The 18,626-nt window shown below is 68.8% G+C and carries 21 protein-coding genes; 7 read left to right on the forward strand and 14 right to left on the reverse strand.

Annotated elements, in window-relative coordinates; all coding sequences use genetic code 11:
• Window positions 1–171: 171 nt before the first annotated feature.
• From ON41_RS39370 to uraH, 3 genes are all read right to left on the reverse strand, one after another.
• On the reverse strand, window positions 172–1,422 hold the full coding sequence (locus tag ON41_RS39370; protein WP_051162721.1) for a M20 family metallopeptidase: 1,251 nt from the start codon (window positions 1,420–1,422) through the stop codon (window positions 172–174).
• On the reverse strand, window positions 1,419–2,159 hold the full coding sequence (locus tag ON41_RS29065; protein WP_040751205.1) for a 2OG-Fe dioxygenase family protein: 741 nt from the start codon (window positions 2,157–2,159) through the stop codon (window positions 1,419–1,421). Before ON41_RS29065 ends, ON41_RS39370 begins: the two co-directional genes overlap by 4 nt.
• A 422-nt stretch (window positions 2,160–2,581) precedes the next feature.
• Entirely contained in the window at window positions 2,582–2,902 is a 321-nt protein-coding gene (uraH, locus tag ON41_RS29070; protein WP_040751263.1) for a hydroxyisourate hydrolase, read from the reverse strand.
• Between the two features lie 127 nt (window positions 2,903–3,029).
• Here uraH and ON41_RS29075 point away from each other — a divergent pair, with 127 nt between their 5' ends.
• The gene (locus ON41_RS29075) at window positions 3,030–3,644 is read left to right on the forward strand and encodes a nucleotidyltransferase family protein (RefSeq protein WP_040751206.1); all 615 of its coding nucleotides are present in this window, start codon (window positions 3,030–3,032) and stop codon (window positions 3,642–3,644) included.
• Window positions 3,645–3,657: 13 nt separating this feature from the next.
• Window positions 3,658–4,656 (forward strand): XdhC family protein, encoded by a 999-nt coding sequence (locus ON41_RS29080; protein WP_040751207.1) that lies wholly within the window; start codon window positions 3,658–3,660, stop codon window positions 4,654–4,656.
• A gap of 69 nt (window positions 4,657–4,725) precedes the next feature.
• Here ON41_RS29080 and ON41_RS29085 read toward each other — a convergent pair whose 3' ends face one another.
• The 10 genes from ON41_RS29085 to ON41_RS29130 all read right to left on the reverse strand — a co-directional run bounded on the left by ON41_RS29085 (window position 4,726) and on the right by ON41_RS29130 (window position 13,686).
• The gene (locus ON41_RS29085; protein ID WP_040751208.1) at window positions 4,726–5,829 is read right to left on the reverse strand and encodes an ABC transporter substrate-binding protein; all 1,104 of its coding nucleotides are present in this window, start codon (window positions 5,827–5,829) and stop codon (window positions 4,726–4,728) included.
• A 78-nt stretch (window positions 5,830–5,907) separates the two neighbouring features.
• Complete coding sequence (locus ON41_RS29090; protein ID WP_085995848.1) at window positions 5,908–6,705, reverse strand: ABC transporter permease; 798 nt, start codon at window positions 6,703–6,705, stop codon at window positions 5,908–5,910.
• Entirely contained in the window at window positions 6,702–7,460 is a 759-nt protein-coding gene (locus ON41_RS29095) for an ABC transporter permease (RefSeq protein WP_040751210.1), read from the reverse strand. The genes ON41_RS29090 and ON41_RS29095 overlap by 4 nt, the downstream gene beginning before the upstream one ends.
• The gene (locus ON41_RS29100; RefSeq protein ID WP_040751211.1) at window positions 7,457–8,287 is read right to left on the reverse strand and encodes an ABC transporter ATP-binding protein; all 831 of its coding nucleotides are present in this window, start codon (window positions 8,285–8,287) and stop codon (window positions 7,457–7,459) included. Before ON41_RS29100 ends, ON41_RS29095 begins: the two co-directional genes overlap by 4 nt.
• Window positions 8,288–8,373: 86 nt before the next feature.
• A complete protein-coding gene (locus ON41_RS29105; RefSeq protein WP_040751212.1) occupies window positions 8,374–8,766 on the reverse strand; it encodes a hypothetical protein in 393 nt (130 codons plus the stop codon).
• A 152-nt stretch (window positions 8,767–8,918) separates the two neighbouring features.
• The gene (locus ON41_RS29110; RefSeq protein WP_040751213.1) at window positions 8,919–9,743 is read right to left on the reverse strand and encodes a class II fructose-bisphosphate aldolase; all 825 of its coding nucleotides are present in this window, start codon (window positions 9,741–9,743) and stop codon (window positions 8,919–8,921) included.
• Complete coding sequence (locus tag ON41_RS29115; RefSeq protein ID WP_040751214.1) at window positions 9,740–10,690, reverse strand: hexose kinase; 951 nt, start codon at window positions 10,688–10,690, stop codon at window positions 9,740–9,742. The genes ON41_RS29110 and ON41_RS29115 overlap by 4 nt, the downstream gene beginning before the upstream one ends.
• Window positions 10,687–11,544 (reverse strand): N-acetylglucosamine-6-phosphate deacetylase, encoded by an 858-nt coding sequence (locus ON41_RS29120; RefSeq protein ID WP_338088162.1) that lies wholly within the window; start codon window positions 11,542–11,544, stop codon window positions 10,687–10,689. Before ON41_RS29120 ends, ON41_RS29115 begins: the two co-directional genes overlap by 4 nt.
• Before the next feature lie 299 nt (window positions 11,545–11,843).
• A complete protein-coding gene (locus ON41_RS29125; protein ID WP_051162723.1) occupies window positions 11,844–12,770 on the reverse strand; it encodes an ROK family protein in 927 nt (308 codons plus the stop codon).
• 4 nt (window positions 12,771–12,774) lie between these two features.
• Window positions 12,775–13,686 carry an SIS domain-containing protein gene (locus ON41_RS29130; protein ID WP_040751216.1) on the reverse strand — a complete coding sequence of 304 codons (912 nt, stop codon included), beginning with the start codon at window positions 13,684–13,686 and terminating at the stop codon, window positions 12,775–12,777.
• Window positions 13,687–13,840: 154 nt separating this feature from the next.
• Here ON41_RS29130 and ON41_RS29135 point away from each other — a divergent pair, with 154 nt between their 5' ends.
• From ON41_RS29135 to ON41_RS29155, 5 genes are all read left to right on the forward strand, one after another.
• Window positions 13,841–15,085, forward strand: a complete 1,245-nt coding sequence (locus ON41_RS29135) for an extracellular solute-binding protein (protein WP_040751217.1) — start codon at window positions 13,841–13,843, stop codon at window positions 15,083–15,085.
• Window positions 15,082–15,966 carry a carbohydrate ABC transporter permease gene (locus ON41_RS29140; RefSeq protein ID WP_040751218.1) on the forward strand — a complete coding sequence of 295 codons (885 nt, stop codon included), beginning with the start codon at window positions 15,082–15,084 and terminating at the stop codon, window positions 15,964–15,966. Before ON41_RS29135 ends, ON41_RS29140 begins: the two co-directional genes overlap by 4 nt.
• A complete protein-coding gene (locus ON41_RS29145; protein WP_083905715.1) occupies window positions 15,963–16,925 on the forward strand; it encodes a carbohydrate ABC transporter permease in 963 nt (320 codons plus the stop codon). The genes ON41_RS29140 and ON41_RS29145 overlap by 4 nt, the downstream gene beginning before the upstream one ends.
• On the forward strand, window positions 16,922–17,710 hold the full coding sequence (locus tag ON41_RS29150; protein ID WP_040751219.1) for a DeoR/GlpR family DNA-binding transcription regulator: 789 nt from the start codon (window positions 16,922–16,924) through the stop codon (window positions 17,708–17,710). The genes ON41_RS29145 and ON41_RS29150 overlap by 4 nt, the downstream gene beginning before the upstream one ends.
• A gap of 94 nt (window positions 17,711–17,804) precedes the next feature.
• On the forward strand, window positions 17,805–18,200 hold the full coding sequence (locus tag ON41_RS29155) for a hypothetical protein (RefSeq protein WP_040751220.1): 396 nt from the start codon (window positions 17,805–17,807) through the stop codon (window positions 18,198–18,200).
• A gap of 143 nt (window positions 18,201–18,343) precedes the next feature.
• Here the strand turns inward: ON41_RS29155 and ON41_RS40675 are convergent, their stop codons facing one another.
• The gene (locus tag ON41_RS40675) at window positions 18,344–18,619 is read right to left on the reverse strand and encodes a DUF397 domain-containing protein (protein WP_218003573.1); all 276 of its coding nucleotides are present in this window, start codon (window positions 18,617–18,619) and stop codon (window positions 18,344–18,346) included.
• Window positions 18,620–18,626 lie beyond the last annotated feature (7 nt).

Below are 18,626 nucleotides of genomic sequence, written 5' to 3' on the forward strand. Positions count from 1 at the left end.
CTCGCCCACCTCTCACTCGAGACAGCACCTCGCCCACCTCTTGTTTCCGGCGTGCCCTCTCTTGTTTCCGGCGTGCCCTCCCTTGTTTCCGGCGGGCCCCCTTGTTTCCGGCGGGCCCCCTTGTTTCCGGCGGGCTCCTTGTTTCCGGCGTGCTTTTGGCCGGAAACTCGCTCAGCCGCAGCGCAAAACCGCCAACGCCGCCAACGTTCGCGCACAAGCCGACATCTCACTCACCAAGACATGGTGCTCGGTATCCGCCCCCGCACCCCGCGGACCGAACAGACAGCATTCGATTCCCGCGCGGGACAGGTGGGTGGTGTCGTTGCCGCAATAGGAGTACGGCAGCGCCAAACCTGTTTCCTCGACGGTGAATTCGGATACCTCGGTCAGCAGCTTCGATACGTCGGCGACGATCGCGGAGTCGCCGGGGACGTCCATCGGGGGCATATCCGTGCCGCCGACGCCGAAGACCGGATCGGGCGGATGGTCGAAGGCGATGTGCGCTCGCGGGTATCGGGCGGTGGCCTGGGACAGCACGTCGCGGAGGGCGTCGGCCACGTCCGCGGGTTCGAACGGCGGCGGGTAGCGCAGATCCACCAGGGCCGTGGCCTTGTCCGCGCAGTAGCTCACCCCGGACAGGTCGTGCGCCTCGCCCCGCCCGGCGACCATGCTGGCGATCTGGAGCCGCGGCAGCGTCGGGAAATCGTCGCTGTACAGCGCGGCCCCATCGGGAAGGCGAAGCCTGTTGTCCTCCAGCAGATCACATACGCCGCGCAGTACGGCCAGCGCGTCGACACCCTCGTGGCTGCGGCTGGTGTGCGCGCTCACACCGCGCACCACGACCGCGAATTTGTAGACGCCCGCGGTCCGGGTGATGACCCGGCGGACCGAATAGGGCTCGGGGACGACCGCGGCCTCGGCGGTCAATCCGCGGCGCAGCGCCTCCCGGGTCCCGAGACCACCCTGCAACTCTCCGACCACGAACTCCAGCAGCAGAGGCTTGTTCAGCTCGATCTCACTGCGGCGCACGGCCATTGCCGCGGCGAGGATTGCCGCCAGACCGCTCTTCATATTATGCAGCCCGGCGCCGTACAGCTTGTCACCCACACGCCGCGCCCTGTACGGGTCATCCGGGTGGCCCAGCACCAGCGGGTCGATATCCAGATGACCGTTGAGCAGCAGCCCGGGCTTACCCTCGGCCGGGCCGACCCAGCCGACGGTCTGCTGCCGCCCAGCCGAAACCTCATGTAGTTCGCTACGTATACCGTTCCGCTCCAACAGGTCCCGGATGTGCACGGCGAGTTCAGTCTCCCCGCCGGTCGGTGAGGGAATCGCCGCGAGCCCGGCCGCCAGCTCCACCAGCTCGGACTCGGGGAGCAGCGTGTCCAGCCGGGCGATGAATTCGGCTACCCGATCCGTCATATCGCCCGGAACCCGATCAGCAGGACATCACGGAAGGCCTGCGCCGCACCCGGGATCGCGGCGATGGGCGTCGTGTAGTGCATCACCTTCCGATCGTCGAATACGAAGGAGTCCAACGGTTCCGACAGCTCGAACCCCGCCAGGCAGTGGGTCGGGCTGTCGTACGCACCGGAGACGCCGCCCATGACGCCCACCCGCCGCACCAGATGCGCGGAACCGGCGAGCAGACCGTCGTGATGAACACCCTCGGGCGCCGGCTCACCGGGCGCATCGATGCGGATGTAGTGGGCGTCCACGACCATGCGCTCCGGGCCGTTCTCGTCCAGAACGCCTGCGGCGAGCAGGGATTCGGCGACCGTGCGGGCGACCTTCTCGGTCACCGCGGTCACCGGATGGTCGGAGGGCACGAGCCGGAACTCGCGCTCCAGCCCGCCCTGTAGCGGGTTGACCGACATCGACTGGACATAGGGCCGCGGATTGTCGTTCGGCGTGAACCGCAGCCCGGCGACCGTGAGGTCGAAGCACTGGTAGGCGCGGCTGCGGTGGCGCTTACCGTCCGGGAGGAAGCGATCCAGGTCGAGTTCGCGGTCGTAGACCCCGGTCAGCACGGCATAGTCGGCGGGCGTCACACCGAAGTCGGACTGCCGCAGCAGCAAGTACCCTGAATCGCGCAGGCCGGGCGCGGCGCCCGGATTCGTCGACGCACTCTGGGGACCCAGCGAAGGCTCCTTCCGCACAACACCGAGCGGTTTCCACGGCGATCGCCCGCGCTCGTTCCGACGGCGACGCGCGATTGTAATCACAGCCCCCAGCCGGGACAGCCCCGATACCCACGACACGCCACACCACTCTCGCCATATTCGTCTCACCCATCGCGGCAGCCGCCCGCCACGTTAACGCCCGAACGCCCCCGCCAGAGCCAGTCTTACCGGACGCCCCGCCCCCCGTCATCCCGGACCTTCGCGCCCCTACAGCACCCCCGCATTCCCCGGGACGCGCTCCCCCTCTTCGTGGCACGCACCCCCCACTTTCCCGCCGCGCGGCCGCCACACATTCCGGCACGCACCCCACACATCCCGGCGCGCACCCCACACTTTCCCGGCACGCTTTTGGCCGGGATCCCCGCTGGATTCCGGCCAAAAGCGCGCCGGAAACATGGTCAACTGCCTCGATAGGTGGAGTAGGAATACGGGGACAGCAACAGGGGCACGTGGTAGTGCGGCTCCTGGGAGACCGTGAAGGTGATGGTGACCTCGGGGTAGAAGGCCGGGGTGGCGTGGGCGGCGAAATACGCGCCGGTGTCGAAGCGCAGGCGGTAGGTGCCCGGGGAGAGGTCGCCGCCGAGGGCGGCGATCCGGCCGTCGGCGTCGGTGCGCGCGCTCGCCAGGTCGGTCCCGTCCGGGCCGGACAGAATCACCTCGACCGAGGTGGCCGGTGCGCCGCGGACGGCGTCCAGGATGTGGGTGCTGAGCGTACTCATCGACTCCAGCATCGACCATGATCACCGCCCGTGCCAGTCACCCGGCGAAGATCCCCGCGCGCGGTTACGCTCGGCGTCGGGTCCGTGCCCGCAAACCGGAACGAACGGCATGCCGGAAGGAGACCGCATGGACGACGCGCGCTGCGCCGGGATCGTGCTCGCGGCCGGCGCCGGTACCCGGTACGGCCGGCCGAAGGCGCTGGCCGAGGGCGGCGCCTGGCTGCGGGGCGCGGTGGCCGCGCTGCGCGACGGCGGCTGCGATCCGGTGTACGTCGTCCTGGGCGCGACCGGCCCGCCCAGCGTCGCCGCAGACGGCCGATGGCTCGTGTGCGAATCCCCGGCAATCGCGATACCCGAAGGGGCGCAACCGGTCTGGGCCGCCGACTGGGCCGTGGGACTGGCGGCCTCGCTGCGCACCGGACTGGCCGCGGCCGCGCGGACCCCGGCCGAATTCGCCGCGATCATGCCGGTCGACACCCCTGACGTGGGCGCCGACGTGGTCGCCCGCGTACTCGCCGCAGCCCGGACGGCGCCCAGCGGGCTGGCCCGCGCGGTATTCCGGGGCCGGCCCGGCCACCCGGTTGTGCTCGCTCACAACCACTGGACGGGGGTCGCCCACTCGGCGCAAGGAAATTTCGGAGCACGGGCATTTCTGGACGCTCGACCCGATATTGTGGCCGTCACGTGCGACGATCTGGCAACGGGGCGTGACCACGACTACCCGGCCACTCGCGCACCCTGATCGGGAGTTTGTGATGCGCGACATCGTCGATGACCTCATGCAGGTGTGGCACAGCGGCCGGACGGGTGGCCTCGCGACGTTGGTCCGGACATTCGGGAACTCCCCTCTGCCGGTGGGTTCGATGATGCTGCTGGACCCCGACGGCGGCGTGCACGGCTCGGTCTCGGACGGGTGCTACGAATCGGTGGTGTACGAGGCGGCGGCCCATGCCGCCCAGACCGGGCGCCGGGAGCTGCGCCGGTTCGACGGTGGCTCCGGACTGGATGTGAGCGCCGACTGCGGCACCATCGACGTGTTCCTGGAACCGTTCTCCCGCAACAGTTTTCCCGAATTCGCCGCGGTTGCCAAGGAGATCGCCGCCTACAACCCGGTCACCGTGTTCACGGTCGTCTGGCACGCGGACCCGAGCGTGATCGGACAGCATCTGGTGACCGATCGGCGGCACAACACCGAACTGGTGTCGCTGCCGGAGTCGGATGTGTTCGTCTCGTCGTACACCGCGCCGCCGCGGCTGATCGTGTTCGGCGCCAACCCTGTAGCGGCCGCACTGTCGGTGCAGGGCCGACTACTCGGCTACCGGGTGACAGTGTGTGACGCCCGCGAGACGTTCGCCTCCCCGAGTTCGTTCCCGGATGCGGAGGTGGTGGTCGACTGGCCGCACCGCTACCTCAACGCCCAGGCCGCGGCCGGTCGCATCGACTCCACGACGGCGCTCGTCGTGACCTCCCAGGACCCCAAATTCGAGATCCCGCTGCTGACGGTGGCCCTGCGCCTGCCCGTCTTCGGCTACCTCGGCGCCCTCGGCTCCCGCACCGTCCACGCCCGCCGGGTCGAGGCCCTGCAAGCCGGCGGCTTCGACGCCGAAACCCTCGCCCGCCTGCACGCCCCCGCCGGTTTCGACATCGGCGCCCGCACCCCGATGGAGAGCGCCGTAGCCGTAGCCGCCGAACTCCTCGCGGCCCGCTCGGGGACGTTGCACCACGCGGACAAGACGGCCGTTCCGGTCCCCTGATCTCTCCCGCTGGTTTCCGGCCAACAGCATGCCGGAAAATGAGGCAAACGTGCCGGGAAACGGGGGACGCTACTTCAGCTCGGGGTGCTCCGCATACACCTCGCGCAGGACGGACAGGTCGAAGAGCTGATCGGCCTTGATGTCGATCTTCGCCTTGGCCAGGGCCTCGATGTTCTGGGAGATGAGGCGGTCGGTCATGGTGAACAGGCCGTTCGCCGCGGTGTCGGCGGAGACGACCAGATCGTTCTGGGCCTGAGCCTCCTTGGTCTGCTCACCGAGATCGAGGCGCTGGTCCTTGCCGTAGACCTCGACGGCGAGCCGCGCACCCTCGGCGGGGTCGGCGACCGCGTCCTTCCAGCCCTTGATCTCGGCGGTCAGGAACGCCTTCAGCTTGTCGCGCTCGGTGTCGATGGTCTGCTGGCGCACCGTCATCGTCTCGGCGGTCAGGGGCAGGCCGAAGTCGGCGAACAGGAAATGTGCGGTCGGGAATCCCTTGGCGGCCAAGGTGATCGGCTCGTTGGTCACGTAGCTCACCCATCCGTCGACCTCGCCGTTGGCCAGCGGGGTCGGATCGAACTGCGCGGGCACGATCCGCACATCGCCGGGCGCCATACCGTTGGCGCTCAGCAGCGCGGAGAAGATCAGCTGATTGGTGTCCTGCACACCGATCTTGCGGCCCTTCATATCCGCCGGGGAGTTGATCGGTTTCGCCGCCGAGCTCACGATGCAGAACGGATTCTTCTGATACGTGGTCCCGACGATCTTGGCGGGCAGGCCCTCCAGAATCGCGGGCGCGGTCGTCTGCGGCGCCGACAGGCCCAGCCAGATCTTTCCGGTGTCGAGCCCGGCCTCGACCGAGGTGCTGGCGGCCCCGCCGGCGACCAGATCGACGCCGCCGAAACCCGCCTCGCGGAAGTAGCCCCGGCTGTCGGCGAAGTACTCGCCCGCGAATTCGATGTTCTTCAGCCACGACAGCTGGACGGCGACCTTGCCGAAGCGGGAACCGTCCTGGGTGCTGCCGTTGGCATTCTCCGATCCGGAGTCGTTACCGCAGGCCGCGAGGGCTGCGGCACCGCCGAGCGCAAGCCCGGCCAGCGCCGAGGTACGCAAAAAGGACCGACGGTCCAGAGCGGGGATCTTCCGGGCCGACGAGGGGCCTGTCACGCGAGTCATGACGGAAATCTAGGTCGTGTCGATTTCCGTTACTTTGCTTTCGGCGAATCACATGTGTGCTGCACGTAAACTTGCTCCTCAATTCTTCCCTGCTTCCGGTCCGAATCTGGCCAGCACCAGATTCTCGATCACCCCGACAATCGCGTAGAGCAGCACCGAAACCAGTGTCACCAGCGCGATCGATGCCCACAGCTTGCTGTACTGGAAGGTCGGAATCGCGCGGATCAGCGCGGCGCCCAGGCCGGTTCCACTGCCCAGCCATTCGCCCAGCAGCGCACCGATCAGCGCGCCCGGCACCGAGATCCGCGCGGCCGCGAAGACCGACGGCAGCGCGGCCGGAACCGCCACCAGCCGCAGCCTGGTCCAGCGCGAACCACCGTACGCGGCAACGAGTTCCATCGCCTGCCGGGAGGTCGAGCGCAGCCCGGTCATGACCATCACCAGGGCCGGGAAGAAGACGACGATCGCCGCCATCACCGTCACCCCGGTCGTGCCGCGCCCGAAGACCAGCACGATGATCGGCGTCAGCGCCACCAGCGGGACCGAGCGCAGCAGCATCGCCACCGGCAGAAACGACTGTTCCACGGCCGGCAGGGTGACGAACAGCGCCGCTACCACCAGCGCCGCGGCCATGCCCACCCCGAACCCGACGGCCGCGTCCCGCAGCGTGATCCCCAGGTCGGCGAGGATGGCCCGCCGGGCGGTCGCGGCGGAATCGCCGGTGACCAGATAGCTCCACACATCGCCGGGTGTCTTGCCGACCCGCGGACCGACCTGCGGGAACGCCTCCAGGAAGGCGTACCAGATGACCAGCATCAGGATCAGCGAGATGAGCAGGGGAAGAAGGAATCTCCCGATCCGCCGCAGTGCCGTCACGAGACCACCTCCGCGCCCCGCGCCCCGGTCCATGGCGCGAGCAGCCGGGCGGTCACCGCGACGATCGCGTACCCGAGCCCCGCGAGCGCGGCCGCGGCCAGCGCCATACCCCAGGTGCGCGGCACGTTGTACGAGGTCTGCGCCGCGGTCAGCGCCACGCCGATACCGCTGTCGACACCGCCCAGGTACTCGCCGATGATGGCGCCCAGCACGGCCGACGGCGCGGCGATCTTCAACGCGGCCAAGGTATTCGGGAGCGCGGCGACGAGCTGCACCCGGCGCAGCTGCTGCCACCGTCCGCCGCCGTAGGCACGGATCAGGTCGAGGCTGGTGCGGTCGGCCGAGCGCAGGCCCGCCACCGTGCCCACCATGGTGGTGAAGAAGCAGTACATGGCGGCCAGGAACACCGTCGGCGTCCGCCCGCCGAACACCACCAGGATGATCGGCCCCAGCGCCAGCAGCGGCGTGCAATAGCTCAGGATCGCCAGCTGGGTGACCAGGGCCTCGATCGGCGGCGCCAGCAGCACCAGCACCGCCAGCGCGATGGCCAGCGCATTGCCCCACAGGAAGCCTTGCAGCGCGCCGAGGGCGGTGACCCGGAAATTGGGACCGTACAGCGCCCAGCCGTCGGTGTACATGGTGTGCACCACCGTCCACGGGCTCGGAATCGTGCCGCCCGCGACTCCGGCGGCCGCCAGCGCCCACCACAGCGCGATCAGCGCCGCCACGCCGACCGCACCGCCCGCGCGCCTCATTCGCCACCCTCCGGAACCATCAGCGCCGCTTCGGCTTCCGCCTCGATGCCGCCGCGCCCGAACAGCAGTTCCGACAGCCGGTCGTGCAGCACGTGGAACTCCGGTGAGCGCATCATCTCCGGCGTGCGCGGGCGGGGCAGATCGATGGGCACCATCTCCACCACCCGGCCGGGGCGCGGGCTCATCACCGCCACCACGTCGGAGAGGAATACCGCCTCGCCGATGCCGTGCGTCACCATCAGCGTGGTGGCGGGTTTCTCGGTCCAGATGCGCAGCAACTCCAGATTCAGCCGCTGCCGGGTCATATCGTCGAGGGCGCCGAAGGGCTCGTCCAGCAGCAGTACCGACGGCTTCACCACCAGCGCCCGGGCGATCGACACCCGTTGCCGCATGCCGCCGGAGAGCTGCGCGGGTTTCGCCTTCTCGAACCCCTCCAGCCCGACCAGCGCGATCAGGTCGGCGATCAGCCCCGGATCGGCGGGCAGCCCCGCGACCTGCAACGGCAGCCGGATATTGGATTCCACGCTGCGCCACGGCAGCAGCGCCGAGTCCTGGAACGCGATGCCGAATCCGTGGCGGCGGCGCAGTTCCGCCGGTGTGGCCCCGTCGATGCGCGCGGTGCCGGCCGAGGGTTCCTCCAGTCCGGCCAGAATCCGCAGCACCGTGGATTTCCCGCATCCGGACGGGCCCAGCAGGGACAGGAACGCGCCCTGATCGGTGTGCAGATCCACCGAGTCCAGTGCCTGTATCGTGCGCCGACCGGCCCGAAACGTCTTCCCGAGACCGCTGACGTGAATCCCCGTGCCCGCGGCCGGCGTGCTGTTCATGTCGACACAGTAGAAGCAACCGGTTGCACGGATATTGCGAATCGGCCCGTCAGGTTAGCGCCGCGTAACGGACGTATTCCGGCGGATCACCAGCCGTCGGACTCGAACCAGTCGCGGGCCGCGCGGCGGAACAGCAGCACGATCACGATGACCGAACTCGCGGGCCCCAGCCAGCCTGGTGGATGGCCTGCGGCGATGGACGGGATGGTCCACAGCATGTTCAGACCGGCGAGCAGGATCGACCCGATCCGGATACCCGCGCCGACCGCGCCGAAGCCCAGGGCGGTCAGTCCCAGCAACCAGCTCGGCACGAACGACAGCGACGTGATCAGGGCCGATCGCCCGCCGAACAGCCACCCCGCCGCGCCCGTGCACACCAGGCCGACCAGGGCCATGCTCAGCGCGACCACCTGCGCCGCACGCACCGACGCGGGCATCTTGCACGCCGCACTCGCCGGATCGGGCCCGGCCTCGGACATCGGTCCTCCCATCTCGCATCCGGGCTGGTGGGGACGGAAAAACTGTACCGCGCGGTTCGTACGGATCCGGGGCAACGCGCGCGGGCCCCCTACACCCAGCGGGAGAGATTCCGGCCAAGAGCGTGCCGGAAAAAAGGATCTCTAGGGGGCCGCTATGCCAGAAGCCGCAGCAGCCGCCTCACCTCATCCCGCACGGCGGATCGTCCCCGGCCCAGATATTTCCGCGGGTCCGACAGCCCCGGGTCGGCGGCCAGTGCCTCCCGGACCGACTGTGCCATCAGGATATTCAGCCGGGTCGCGATATTGACCTTGGCCATGCCGTGGCGCACGGCGGACCGCAGGCCCTCGTCCGGGACGCCGGAGGAGCCGTGCAGGACCAGCGGGACCGGGACCTTGGCCGCGAGGCGGGCGATGAGGTCGTCGTCGAGGCGGGCGTCGCGGGTGTGCATGGCGTGCGAGGAGCCGACCGCGACGGCGAGGGCGTCCACGCCGGTGGCGGCGACGAAGGCGACGGCCTCGTCGGGGTCGGTGCGGACGCCGGGAGCGTGCGCGCCGTCCTTGCCGCCGACCTCACCCAGCTCGGCCTCGACGAACACCCCGCGCTCGTGACACCACCGCGCGATCGCGGCCGTACTGGCGACGTTCTCTTCGTAGGGCAGCGCGGAGCCGTCGTACATCACCGAGGAGATACCGAGACCCACTGCCTCCCTGATCAATTCGTGCGAGGTGGCGTGGTCGAGATGCACGGTGAGGGCGGCGGGAGCGGCGGCGGCGATCGCCGTACAGGCGCGGGCGAGGGGCGCCAGCGCGCCGTGGTAGCGCACCGTATTCTCCGAGATCTGCAGGACGGCCGGGCGTTTCGCGTCGTCGGCCGCCGCGGCGATCGCCTCCGCGTGCTCCAGAGCGATCACGTTGAACGCGGCCAGTGCGCCGGGCCGCGCGGCGGTGAAGAGGTCGAGCGGGGATGTCAGCGTCACGAAGTGGTCTCCTGGATGGTGCCGCGTAGCTCGGTGACGACGACATCCGGCGCCAGCCGATCCCGCAGCGCACGGTCGATCTCCCCCGCCACCGGAATGACCACGGCGGCCGCGGAGGTCGCCACGGTGTCGGCGAGCAGCGCCGGCCAGTCCGGCTCCGCACCGTTCGCGAGCCCGGAGATCACGGCGGCGGTCGCGGCATCGCCTGCGCCCGTGGGGTTTCCGGCCATCGGCTCGGGCAGCCGCGCGGACCAGGCGCCCGCACTCGTCACCGCGATGATGCCCTCCGGCCCGCGGGTCGCGACCACCGCGCGGACACCGCGCTCCAGCAGCGGGCGCACCGACCGCACCACCTCGTCGGGCGTACCGGCCGGGACGCCGGTGAGCCGCTCCAGCTCGTCGCGATTAGGCATCAGCACCACTCCCGGCACCTCGGAGGCCAGCCGCAGCGCCCGGCCGTCGACATCGCAGACGGTCGGGACGCCGACCGCCAGCGCGGTCCGGGCCAGCCGCGCCGGCACCGAGTCGCCGACGCCACCGGGCAGCGACCCCGCGACCACCATGCCGCCGGTATCGGGCAGCAGGCCGGTCACCCGCACCAGCAGCTGCTCCACGGCGTAGGGGTCGCCCACCCGCGCGCCCGGCTCCCACAGCGCGGTCGCGGTGCCGTCGCCGGATTCGCTGATCACCACCGTCCGGCGCACCCACGGCAGCGCGTGCACGAAGTCCACCGGCAGCTCCAGCTCGGCGGCCGCCGCGAAGACGTGGTCCGCGAACCCCGTTGCGCGAGAGTATTTCCCGAGCTGATTGAGCACCCGGGTCACATTGATGCCCTTGCCGCCGATGCGCTGCTCGACCGACAGCACCCGATGCTCCCGGCCACGCTCGAACTGCTCCACGCGGTAGGTCATGTCGTAGGCGGGATTCAGGGTCACGGTGAGGATCACGTCAACCACTGTCCATGCCGCAGCACACGGCGCAACCCCAGAGTCGCGTCGATCACTATCGCGTCGGCGATCAGGCCGGATCGCAGATCGCCGACATCGTCCAAGCCGAGCGCGGCGGCCGGGGTCGCGGTGGCCGCGCGGACCGCCTCCGCCAGCGGCACCCCGCACTCGCGCACCGCCCAGCGCAGGCAGTGCAGCAGGGTCGCGGTGCCGCCCGCGATCGATCCACTCGCCACGCGGGCCACCCCGCCCGTGACCCGCACCTCCTGCGGGCCCAGCCGGTAGTCGCCGTCCGGCAGCCCGGCGGCCTGCATGGCATCGGTGATCAACGCCACCTTGCCCGGCGCGGTGGCGAAGACGAGCGCGCCGAAGCCGGGATCCACATGCACCCCGTCACCGATCAACTCGACCGTCACCTGCCGTTCCGAGGCCGCGACCAGGCCGGCCGCGACGGGTCCCGGCGCCCGGTGATGCAGGGGCGGCATGCCGTTGGCCAGGTGCGTCACGATCGCACCGAACCCGTTGGGCCTCAGTGCGTTCCGGAAGTCCGCAAAACCGGTGTCGCTGTGTCCCAACGCCACCACGACACCGTGGTCGGCCAGCGTCCTCGCCGCGGCGTCGAATCCCGGGCGCTCGGGAGCCAGCGTCATCATCCGCATATACCCGCCACCCGCAGTCAGCAGCCGGTCGATCAACACGGGATCGGGATCGATCAGATATCTCGGATCCTGTGCGCCACATCGTGCTTCGGACAGGAACGGCCCCTCGATATGAATCCCCGCAATGGCCCCGTCCTCGGCCGACTCCCGTAGCGCGGCCGTCTGCGCGACCATGTCGTCGGGAGGCCCTGTCACGACACTCGCCACGACACTCGTAGACCCCTGACGCTGATGAAACTCCGCGGCCGCCCGAGCCTCTCCTACATCAGTGGTATCGAATCGATGCCCGAACCCGCCGTGATTGTGAATATCCACAAGGCCCGGCGCGATAGTGCCCAGAAACTCCGGAATCTCCGAATCAGGGTGCGCCGCAGTCCACTCCGCGAGCGAACGCACAGCATCGATCCGCTCCCCCACCACCGACACCACCCCGTCCTCGAGGTCCACCGATGCCGATACGATCCGACCCCGAAGCTCGATCGCCCGGAGCTGTGTCATGAGAGTTCCCCCGCGCGCGCGAACCTGGCGGCACCCACGAGCCCGGCGCGGGCACCGAATTCACCCAGGACCACCTGCGGAGCCGGGACCAGACGTAGCAGTTCGGTCAGCCGGTTCTGAAGGGCATCGGCGAGCCGTGCCCCCGCACCCGCGAGCCCGCCACCCAGGACGATCAACTCCGGGCAGGTGGCATGGAGAACGGCGATCAACCCCTCGGCGAGGGCATCCACGGCATCATCGACTACCGCCCGGGCATCCGGGTCGATGTCCAGAACCGCGAAAACCGCTTCCGCCCCGGCTATCTCGCGGCCGGTGCGTCGGCGGTAGGCGCGGGCGATGGCGGCGCCCGAGGCGACGGTTTCCACGCATCCGATATTGCCGCACGGACACGGCAGACCGTCGCGGTGACGCACCGGGATGTGGCCGTATTCACCGGCCTGCCCGGCCCCACCACGCACCAAGCGACCGCCCACCGACAGCGTTCCGCTGATACCGGTCCCCAGGATCAGCACGCAGACGTCATCGTGGCCGCGGCCCGCGCCGTACCGCCACTCGGCCCAGCCGGCCACCGCGACATCGTGCTCGATCAGCACCGGCATGGCCCACCGGTCGCGAAATCGGTTTCCCACCTTCACATCCCGCCAGCCCACGTTACTGCTGAACACGGCCAGCTCCCGGACGGGATCGACGATTCCGGGCAGTACCACCGCCGCCCTCGTCACCTCGGCCCGCCGCCGCGCGGGCAGATCGGCGAGCAGCCCGGCGCCCAGTTCGGCCATCGCGTCGAACGCGGCCTCCCCGTGCGGGGTCGCGACGCTGCCCGAGCACAGCGCGTCCCCGGCGGCATCGGTGATCTCGCCCTTGATCGTGGTCCCGCCGACATCGATGGCGAGCACCAGATCCGCGGGCCGGACGGCGGTCACGGCGTCACTCGAGGATCACCGAGCGATTCAGGCCGCGCGGGCGATCGGGATCCAGGCCCAGATCCGCCGCCCGCAGCGAGCACAGCCGATGCACCCGCACCAGGTCGGCCATCGGATCGATATCGCGATGCTCGAAATGCGCTCCGGTAGCGGCGATCTCGTCGGCGAAACCCGGCAGCAGCGGCCCGAACGCCCACACCGCACGCCCCGGCGCGGCAATGCTGATCGGCCCGTGCCGGTACTCGGTGGCCGGATAGCCCTCCGTCCACGCCTGGCAGGATTCGCGCAGCTTGAGCCCCGCCTCGTCGGCCAGGGCGGCGGCGAATCCCATACCCACGAAGCTGATCTGCTCCGCCCGCCGCACCGCCGCGAGCGATTCCTCGAGATCCTCGGCGAGCACCGCGCGCGCCTGCGCGATCACCGGGCTCAGATCCTCGCCGAGATGCGCGCGCAGGATCGCCAGGGACGTCGTCGCGAAACGGGTCTGCACCACCGATCGCTCGTCGACCTCCTCGATCAGGATCGCGTCCCCGAGATCGAGCACCGGGGTGCCCGGACTGGAACAGATCACCGTACGCGGCACGCCGTCCGGAATGGCGCGCATCGCGTCGACCACCTCGGTGGTGGTGCCCGAGCGGCAGATGACCAGATAGCGGTCGTAGTCGCGGGACGCGCGGACCTGGCTCGCTGGCCAGGCATCGGTCAGTCCCTGCCCGGCCGATTCGCGCAACCACGAGAACGCCCGGGACATGAAAAGCGAGGTGCCACAACCGATGACGGCCACCCGCTCGCCGGCCGCAGGCAGCAGCGCGGCATGGTCGGCGGCGATCGACGCGGCGCGCGTCCAGTCGTCGGGCTGCGTGGCCACCTCGGCGGCCAGATGGGTTTCGGAGATTCGATCGGCAGAGGTCGGCACTACACCAGAATCAACCCGGTGATCGTTCATGTCAACTTTACATTCAAAACGGTCACATTCGATCACTGTTAGCGCTAACCTCAGTCCAATCGAATCGTTCGCTCCATCATCCGCGGTTCGTATCGCCGGGTGTGCACATTGAAAGGTTCTACTCGTGAAACGTTCGCTCCGCGGCGCGTTCTCGTCGATAGCGCTGCTCACCGGCCTGACCCTGGCGGTCTCGTCCTGCGGGTTCGGTGGCAGCAATTCGGACGACTCGGACCCGAACACCCTGTCCTTCCTGGCCCCGAGCTACAGCGACGGCACCAAGTCGGAGTGGGATCAGATCGTCGCCGACTTCCAGAAGTCGAATCCGGATATCAAGGTCAACGTCCAGATCGAGTCGTGGGATTCGATCAACGACGTGGTCCGCACCAAGCTCCAGTCCAAGTCGACCACCCCCGACCTGCTCAATATCGACGCCTACTCCACCTTCGCCGCCGACGGCCAGCTCTACCCGGCCGCCGATGTCGTCTCCCCGGAGGTACTGAGCGATATCCAGCCCGGCTTCGCCAAGAACGCCTCGATGGACGGAACGCAGTGGGCGCTCCCGCTGTTCGCCTCCACCCGCACGCTGTTCTACAACAACGACCTGTTCGCCCAGGCCGGTATCGCCGCGCCGCCGAAGACCTGGTCCGAACTGACCGACGACGCCAAGAAGATTCAGGCGCTCGGCGGCGGAGTCTCCGGCTACGGCCTGCCGCTGGGCAGCGAGGAGGCCCAGGGCGAGACCTCGATCTGGACCTTCGGCGCGGGCGGTAACTGGTCCGAGGGCGACAAGGTCACCGTCGACACCCCGGCCAATGTCGAGGGCGTGCGCGCGATGAAGGCCCTCGCCGATTCCGGTGTCACACAGCCGAATCCGGGCGCGACCGACCGCAAGGACGTGATCAACGCGTTCATCCAGGGCAAGGTCGGCATGATCGAGGGCCTGCCGCCGGTGATCGGCATGATCGCGCAGAAGAACCCGAACCTGAAGTACACCACCGCGCCCTCGCCGACCAAGACCGGCGACGCGGTGACCCTCGGCGTCGCCGACCACCTGATGGCGTTCAAGAAGGACGGCAAGAAGACCGAGGCGATCAGGAAGTTCCTCGACTACTTCTACTCGGCCCCGGTCTACGCGAAGTTCGTGCAGGCCGAGCACTTCATCCCGATCACGGCGAGCGGCACCCAGGCCATGGCCGACGATCCGGTGGTCAAGGCCTTCTCCACCACGCTGCCCGTCGCGAAGTTCTACCCGAGCAACAACCCGAAGTGGGGCGCGGCGCAGGGCGCCATCCGGCAGCAGATGGGCACCGTCGCGCAGGGCGCGGACCCGGCCTCCGTGTTGCAGAAGATCCAGCAGGCGGCGAGTTGAAAGGCGTCGCCGCGACGCTCCGGGCGCTGCCGTGGATCGGCCCGGTGCTGGTCCTCATCGTCGGCGTGGTGGCCTTCCCGGCCGGATACATGCTGTGGACGTCGACCCGCGATCTGAGCGCCTACGGCCAGGATCGCGGGGCGGCGGGCCTGGACAACTTCCGCAAGCTGTTCGCCATCGACGAGCTGGGCAGCATCCTGCTGCACACGGTGGTCTGGGTGGTGGCGGTCGTGGTGATCACGCTGGTGCTGTCCGCGGGCCTGGCGCAGTTCCTGAACAAGGACTTCCCGGGCCGCACCCTGGTCCGGATGGCGATCCTGGTGCCGTGGGCGGCGTCGGTGGTGATGACCACGACGGTCTTCGCCTACATGCTCGATCCGGATGTGGGCATCGCCAACCGGTTCCTCGTCGATATCGGCGTCCTGGACCGGGGTTTCGGATTCACCAAGGAGGCGGGCCCGGCGTTCCTGGTGGCGATCGGGGTAGCGGTCTTCGTCTCGGTCCCGTTCACCACCTACACGATTCTCGCTGGGCTGCAAGCGATTCCGGCCGAACTCAACGAAGCGGGGCGGGTGGACGGCGCCGGCGCATGGCAACGATACCGCCACCTGACCCTGCCGCAGCTACGTCCGGCGATCGCCGTCGCCACGGTCATCAACATCATCAACGTGTTCAACTCGCTGCCGATCCTCCAGGTCCTCACCGGCAGCATCGCCGGCTTCTCCGCCGACACCACAACCACGTTGACCTTCAAGCTGATCCGGCAGAACCAGCAGGTCGCCACGGCAGCCGCCATGAGCGTCCTGAACTTCGCCCTGATCGTGGTCATCATCGCGATCTACGTGAAATTGATCCGTCCCGCCGGGGAGGAAGCGCGATGAGCAGCGAGGTAGCCCAAGCATCCGGCGGCACCCCCGAAACCTCCAACACCTCAACCCCGCACGCCTTCACCTCCGGCGCCTCCCCCAACTCCGTTTTCCCGGCACGCTTTTGGCCGGGAACCACCCCCGCCAAAAAACCCCGCCGCCGCTGGGACCTCACCCTCGTCGGCATCGTCATCGCCGCGATCTTCCTGATCCCCTACCTCGTGATGGTCCTCGGATCCCTGAAGCCGCGCTCGGAAATCCTCCGCATCCCCCCGACCTACCTCCCCCACGACTGGACCCCGGGCAACTACTCCACCATGTGGAACACCCCGGAGACGCCGCTGCCGTTCAACATGGTCAGCACGGTGGTGATCTCGGTATTCGCCACCGTCGTGGTGCTGCTGGTGGCGATCCCCGCCGCGTATTACACTGCGCGACGGCGCTTTCCGGGCAAGGTCGCGTTCCTCGGCCTGGTGCTGGTCACCCAGATGCTGCAACCGACGATACTGGTGACCGGCCTGATCCGGGAGTTCTTCACGCTCGGCATCAACGACACCTGGCTGGCGATGATCCTGGTGAACGCGGCGTTCAACCTGTCGTTCGCGGTGTGGATCCTGCACAGCTTCTTCGCCTCGGTCCCGGTGGAGATCGAGGAGGCCGCCCAGCTGGACGGCCTGAGCCGGTTGCAGACCCTCACCAGGGTGAGCCTGCCGCTGGTGTGGCCGGGCATCGTCACCGCGACGATCTTCGCGTTCGTCTCCTGCTGGAACGAGTTCGCCGCGAGCCTGGTGATCCTCACCACGCCGGAGAATCAGCCGCTCTCGGTGGCCTTGACGAAGTTCATCGGGCAATACGACACGGCTTGGCAATATGTCTTCGCTATCTCTACCGTCGGCATCGTGCCCGTTGTCATCCTGTTCGCGCTCATCGAGAAGCGCCTGGTCGCCGGCCTCACCGCCGGTAGCGTGAAATGACCGCTGCGACCGACCGGTCCCAGCGCTGGACCCGGCTGCTGGAGCTGCTGGCCGAGGCCGGGCGGCTGTCGGTGGAGGAGGCCGCCGAGCGCCTCGGCGTCTCCCCCGCCACCATCCGCCGCGACTTCACCGCGCTGGCAGATCAGCAACTGGCGACCCGCACCCACGGCGGCATCGTCGCCACCCAGGTCGCCTACGACCTGCCCGCCCGGTATCGCAGCGGCGACGCGGCCAAGCAGCGCGTCGCCGAATACACTGCGGGACTGGTGGATCCGGCCGAGGTGGTGGGCCTCAACGGCGGCACCACCACCACGGCCGTGGCCCGCGCCCTGGCCGGCCGCACCGACCTGCCGACGTCGGCCGACAACCAGATGACCATCGTCACCAACGCCCTCAACATCGCCGGCGAACTGGTCCTGCGCCCCCACCTCCGCACCATCTGCCTCGGCGGCATGGCCCGCCGCGAATCCTACGAACTCCACGGCCCCCTCGCCGAACTCACCCTCGCCGAATTGCGCTTGGACACAGTGATTCTCGGCGTCAACGCCATCTCCGCCGAGGGCGGCGCCCAATGCCGCCACCTCGACGAGGCGGGCATCAACGCCGAAATGGCCCGCCGCGCCCGCCGCATCATCGTCGTAGCCACAGCCGAAAAGCTGGAACGCACCGCGCTCGCCCGCATCTGCCCCATCGAGAACATAGACATCCTGGTCATCGATACCGCCGCGGATCCTGCGGAGATCGCGCTAATTCGTGCGGCCGGGGTGCGGGTGGAATTGGTTTAGGCGCAACGCTTTCCACTCCGATACGGCTGCCGACCTCCCAATTCCTGTGGTGAAAGCAAGTATTCGACGCTCGGGCGTCCTATAGGGTCCGTCCGTGACGAATATGCGAATCAATGGACCCGTACTCGCGGCCGTATCCGCCGCACTTCTGACGCTGGGGCCGACCACCGCACTGGCGAGCGCCCAAGCGCCGCTGCAAGCTCCCGAGGTCACCTTCACCGGCACCTCTCCAGGAACCGTGACCGCGACCGTGCACAACCCCAACGAAACCGGCAGGTGCTGGGCCGAAGCCGGCGTCGGACCGGAGAACGACCACCGCTTCTTCAGCAACGGCACCCCGGAATCGATGGCCAAAGCCGGCCAGACCGCGACCACAAAACTCGAGGGACTCGAACCGGGCACAGCCATCACCGCCCGAGGCGCCTGCTTCGACGACACCGCCACCGGCGGCATGCCCTTCACCGAACCGGAGACAGTCACCGTCCCCTGAGGTCACACCCGCCCGCAGGGGGCGGGCGTCGAACCTTCTTGAGCACAACCGATTTCAATTGAACACTTGCAGTCATCCAGTCCACCAGGACGACGAAGGCCCTGTCCGGCGATCCGCCCGGACAGGGCCTTGGACATTGAGGGCTACTTTCGGTCGAACTCGCCGTCCCTCACGCCAGCCACAAACGTGTCCCACTCGGAAGGACCGAACACGAGCGCGGGGCCGGTCGGGTTCTTGGAGTCACGTACTCCGACCATGCCCTCTTCGAGGTGTGCGGCTTCGACGCAATCGCGACTCGGTCCGCTACGAGTGCTCTTGAACCACTTCGGCCTGTCCAGATACGCCACTTCTACGCAATCCTTCTGGGAGCCACTGTGACTGGACTTGAACCACTTGGCTCCGGACAGGTCGATGCTCACGACGCGA

Origin of the sequence: Nocardia transvalensis NBRC 15921 (assembly GCF_000308875.1) — a bacterium.
GTDB lineage: Bacteria > Actinomycetota > Actinomycetes > Mycobacteriales > Mycobacteriaceae > Nocardia > Nocardia transvalensis.

Excerpts from the sequence above, each read along its gene's own strand:
- ON41_RS29095 (WP_040751210.1), bottom strand. The coding sequence starts at position 7,460 with ATGAGGCGCGCGGGCGGTGCGGTCGGCGTGGCGGCGCTGATCGCGCTG.
- ON41_RS29105 (WP_040751212.1), bottom strand. The coding sequence starts at position 8,766 with ATGTCCGAGGCCGGGCCCGATCCGGCGAGTGCGGCGTGCAAGATGCCC.
- ON41_RS39370 (WP_051162721.1), bottom strand. The coding sequence starts at position 1,422 with ATGACGGATCGGGTAGCCGAATTCATCGCCCGGCTGGACACGCTGCTC.
- ON41_RS29075 (WP_040751206.1), top strand. The coding sequence starts at position 3,030 with ATGGACGACGCGCGCTGCGCCGGGATCGTGCTCGCGGCCGGCGCCGGT.
- ON41_RS29080 (WP_040751207.1), top strand. The coding sequence starts at position 3,658 with ATGCGCGACATCGTCGATGACCTCATGCAGGTGTGGCACAGCGGCCGG.
- ON41_RS29145 (WP_083905715.1), top strand. The coding sequence starts at position 15,963 with ATGAGCAGCGAGGTAGCCCAAGCATCCGGCGGCACCCCCGAAACCTCC.
- ON41_RS29150 (WP_040751219.1), top strand. The coding sequence starts at position 16,922 with ATGACCGCTGCGACCGACCGGTCCCAGCGCTGGACCCGGCTGCTGGAG.
- ON41_RS29100 (WP_040751211.1), bottom strand. The coding sequence starts at position 8,287 with ATGAACAGCACGCCGGCCGCGGGCACGGGGATTCACGTCAGCGGTCTC.
- ON41_RS29085 (WP_040751208.1), bottom strand. The coding sequence starts at position 5,829 with ATGACTCGCGTGACAGGCCCCTCGTCGGCCCGGAAGATCCCCGCTCTG.
- uraH (WP_040751263.1), bottom strand. The coding sequence starts at position 2,902 with ATGAGTACGCTCAGCACCCACATCCTGGACGCCGTCCGCGGCGCACCG.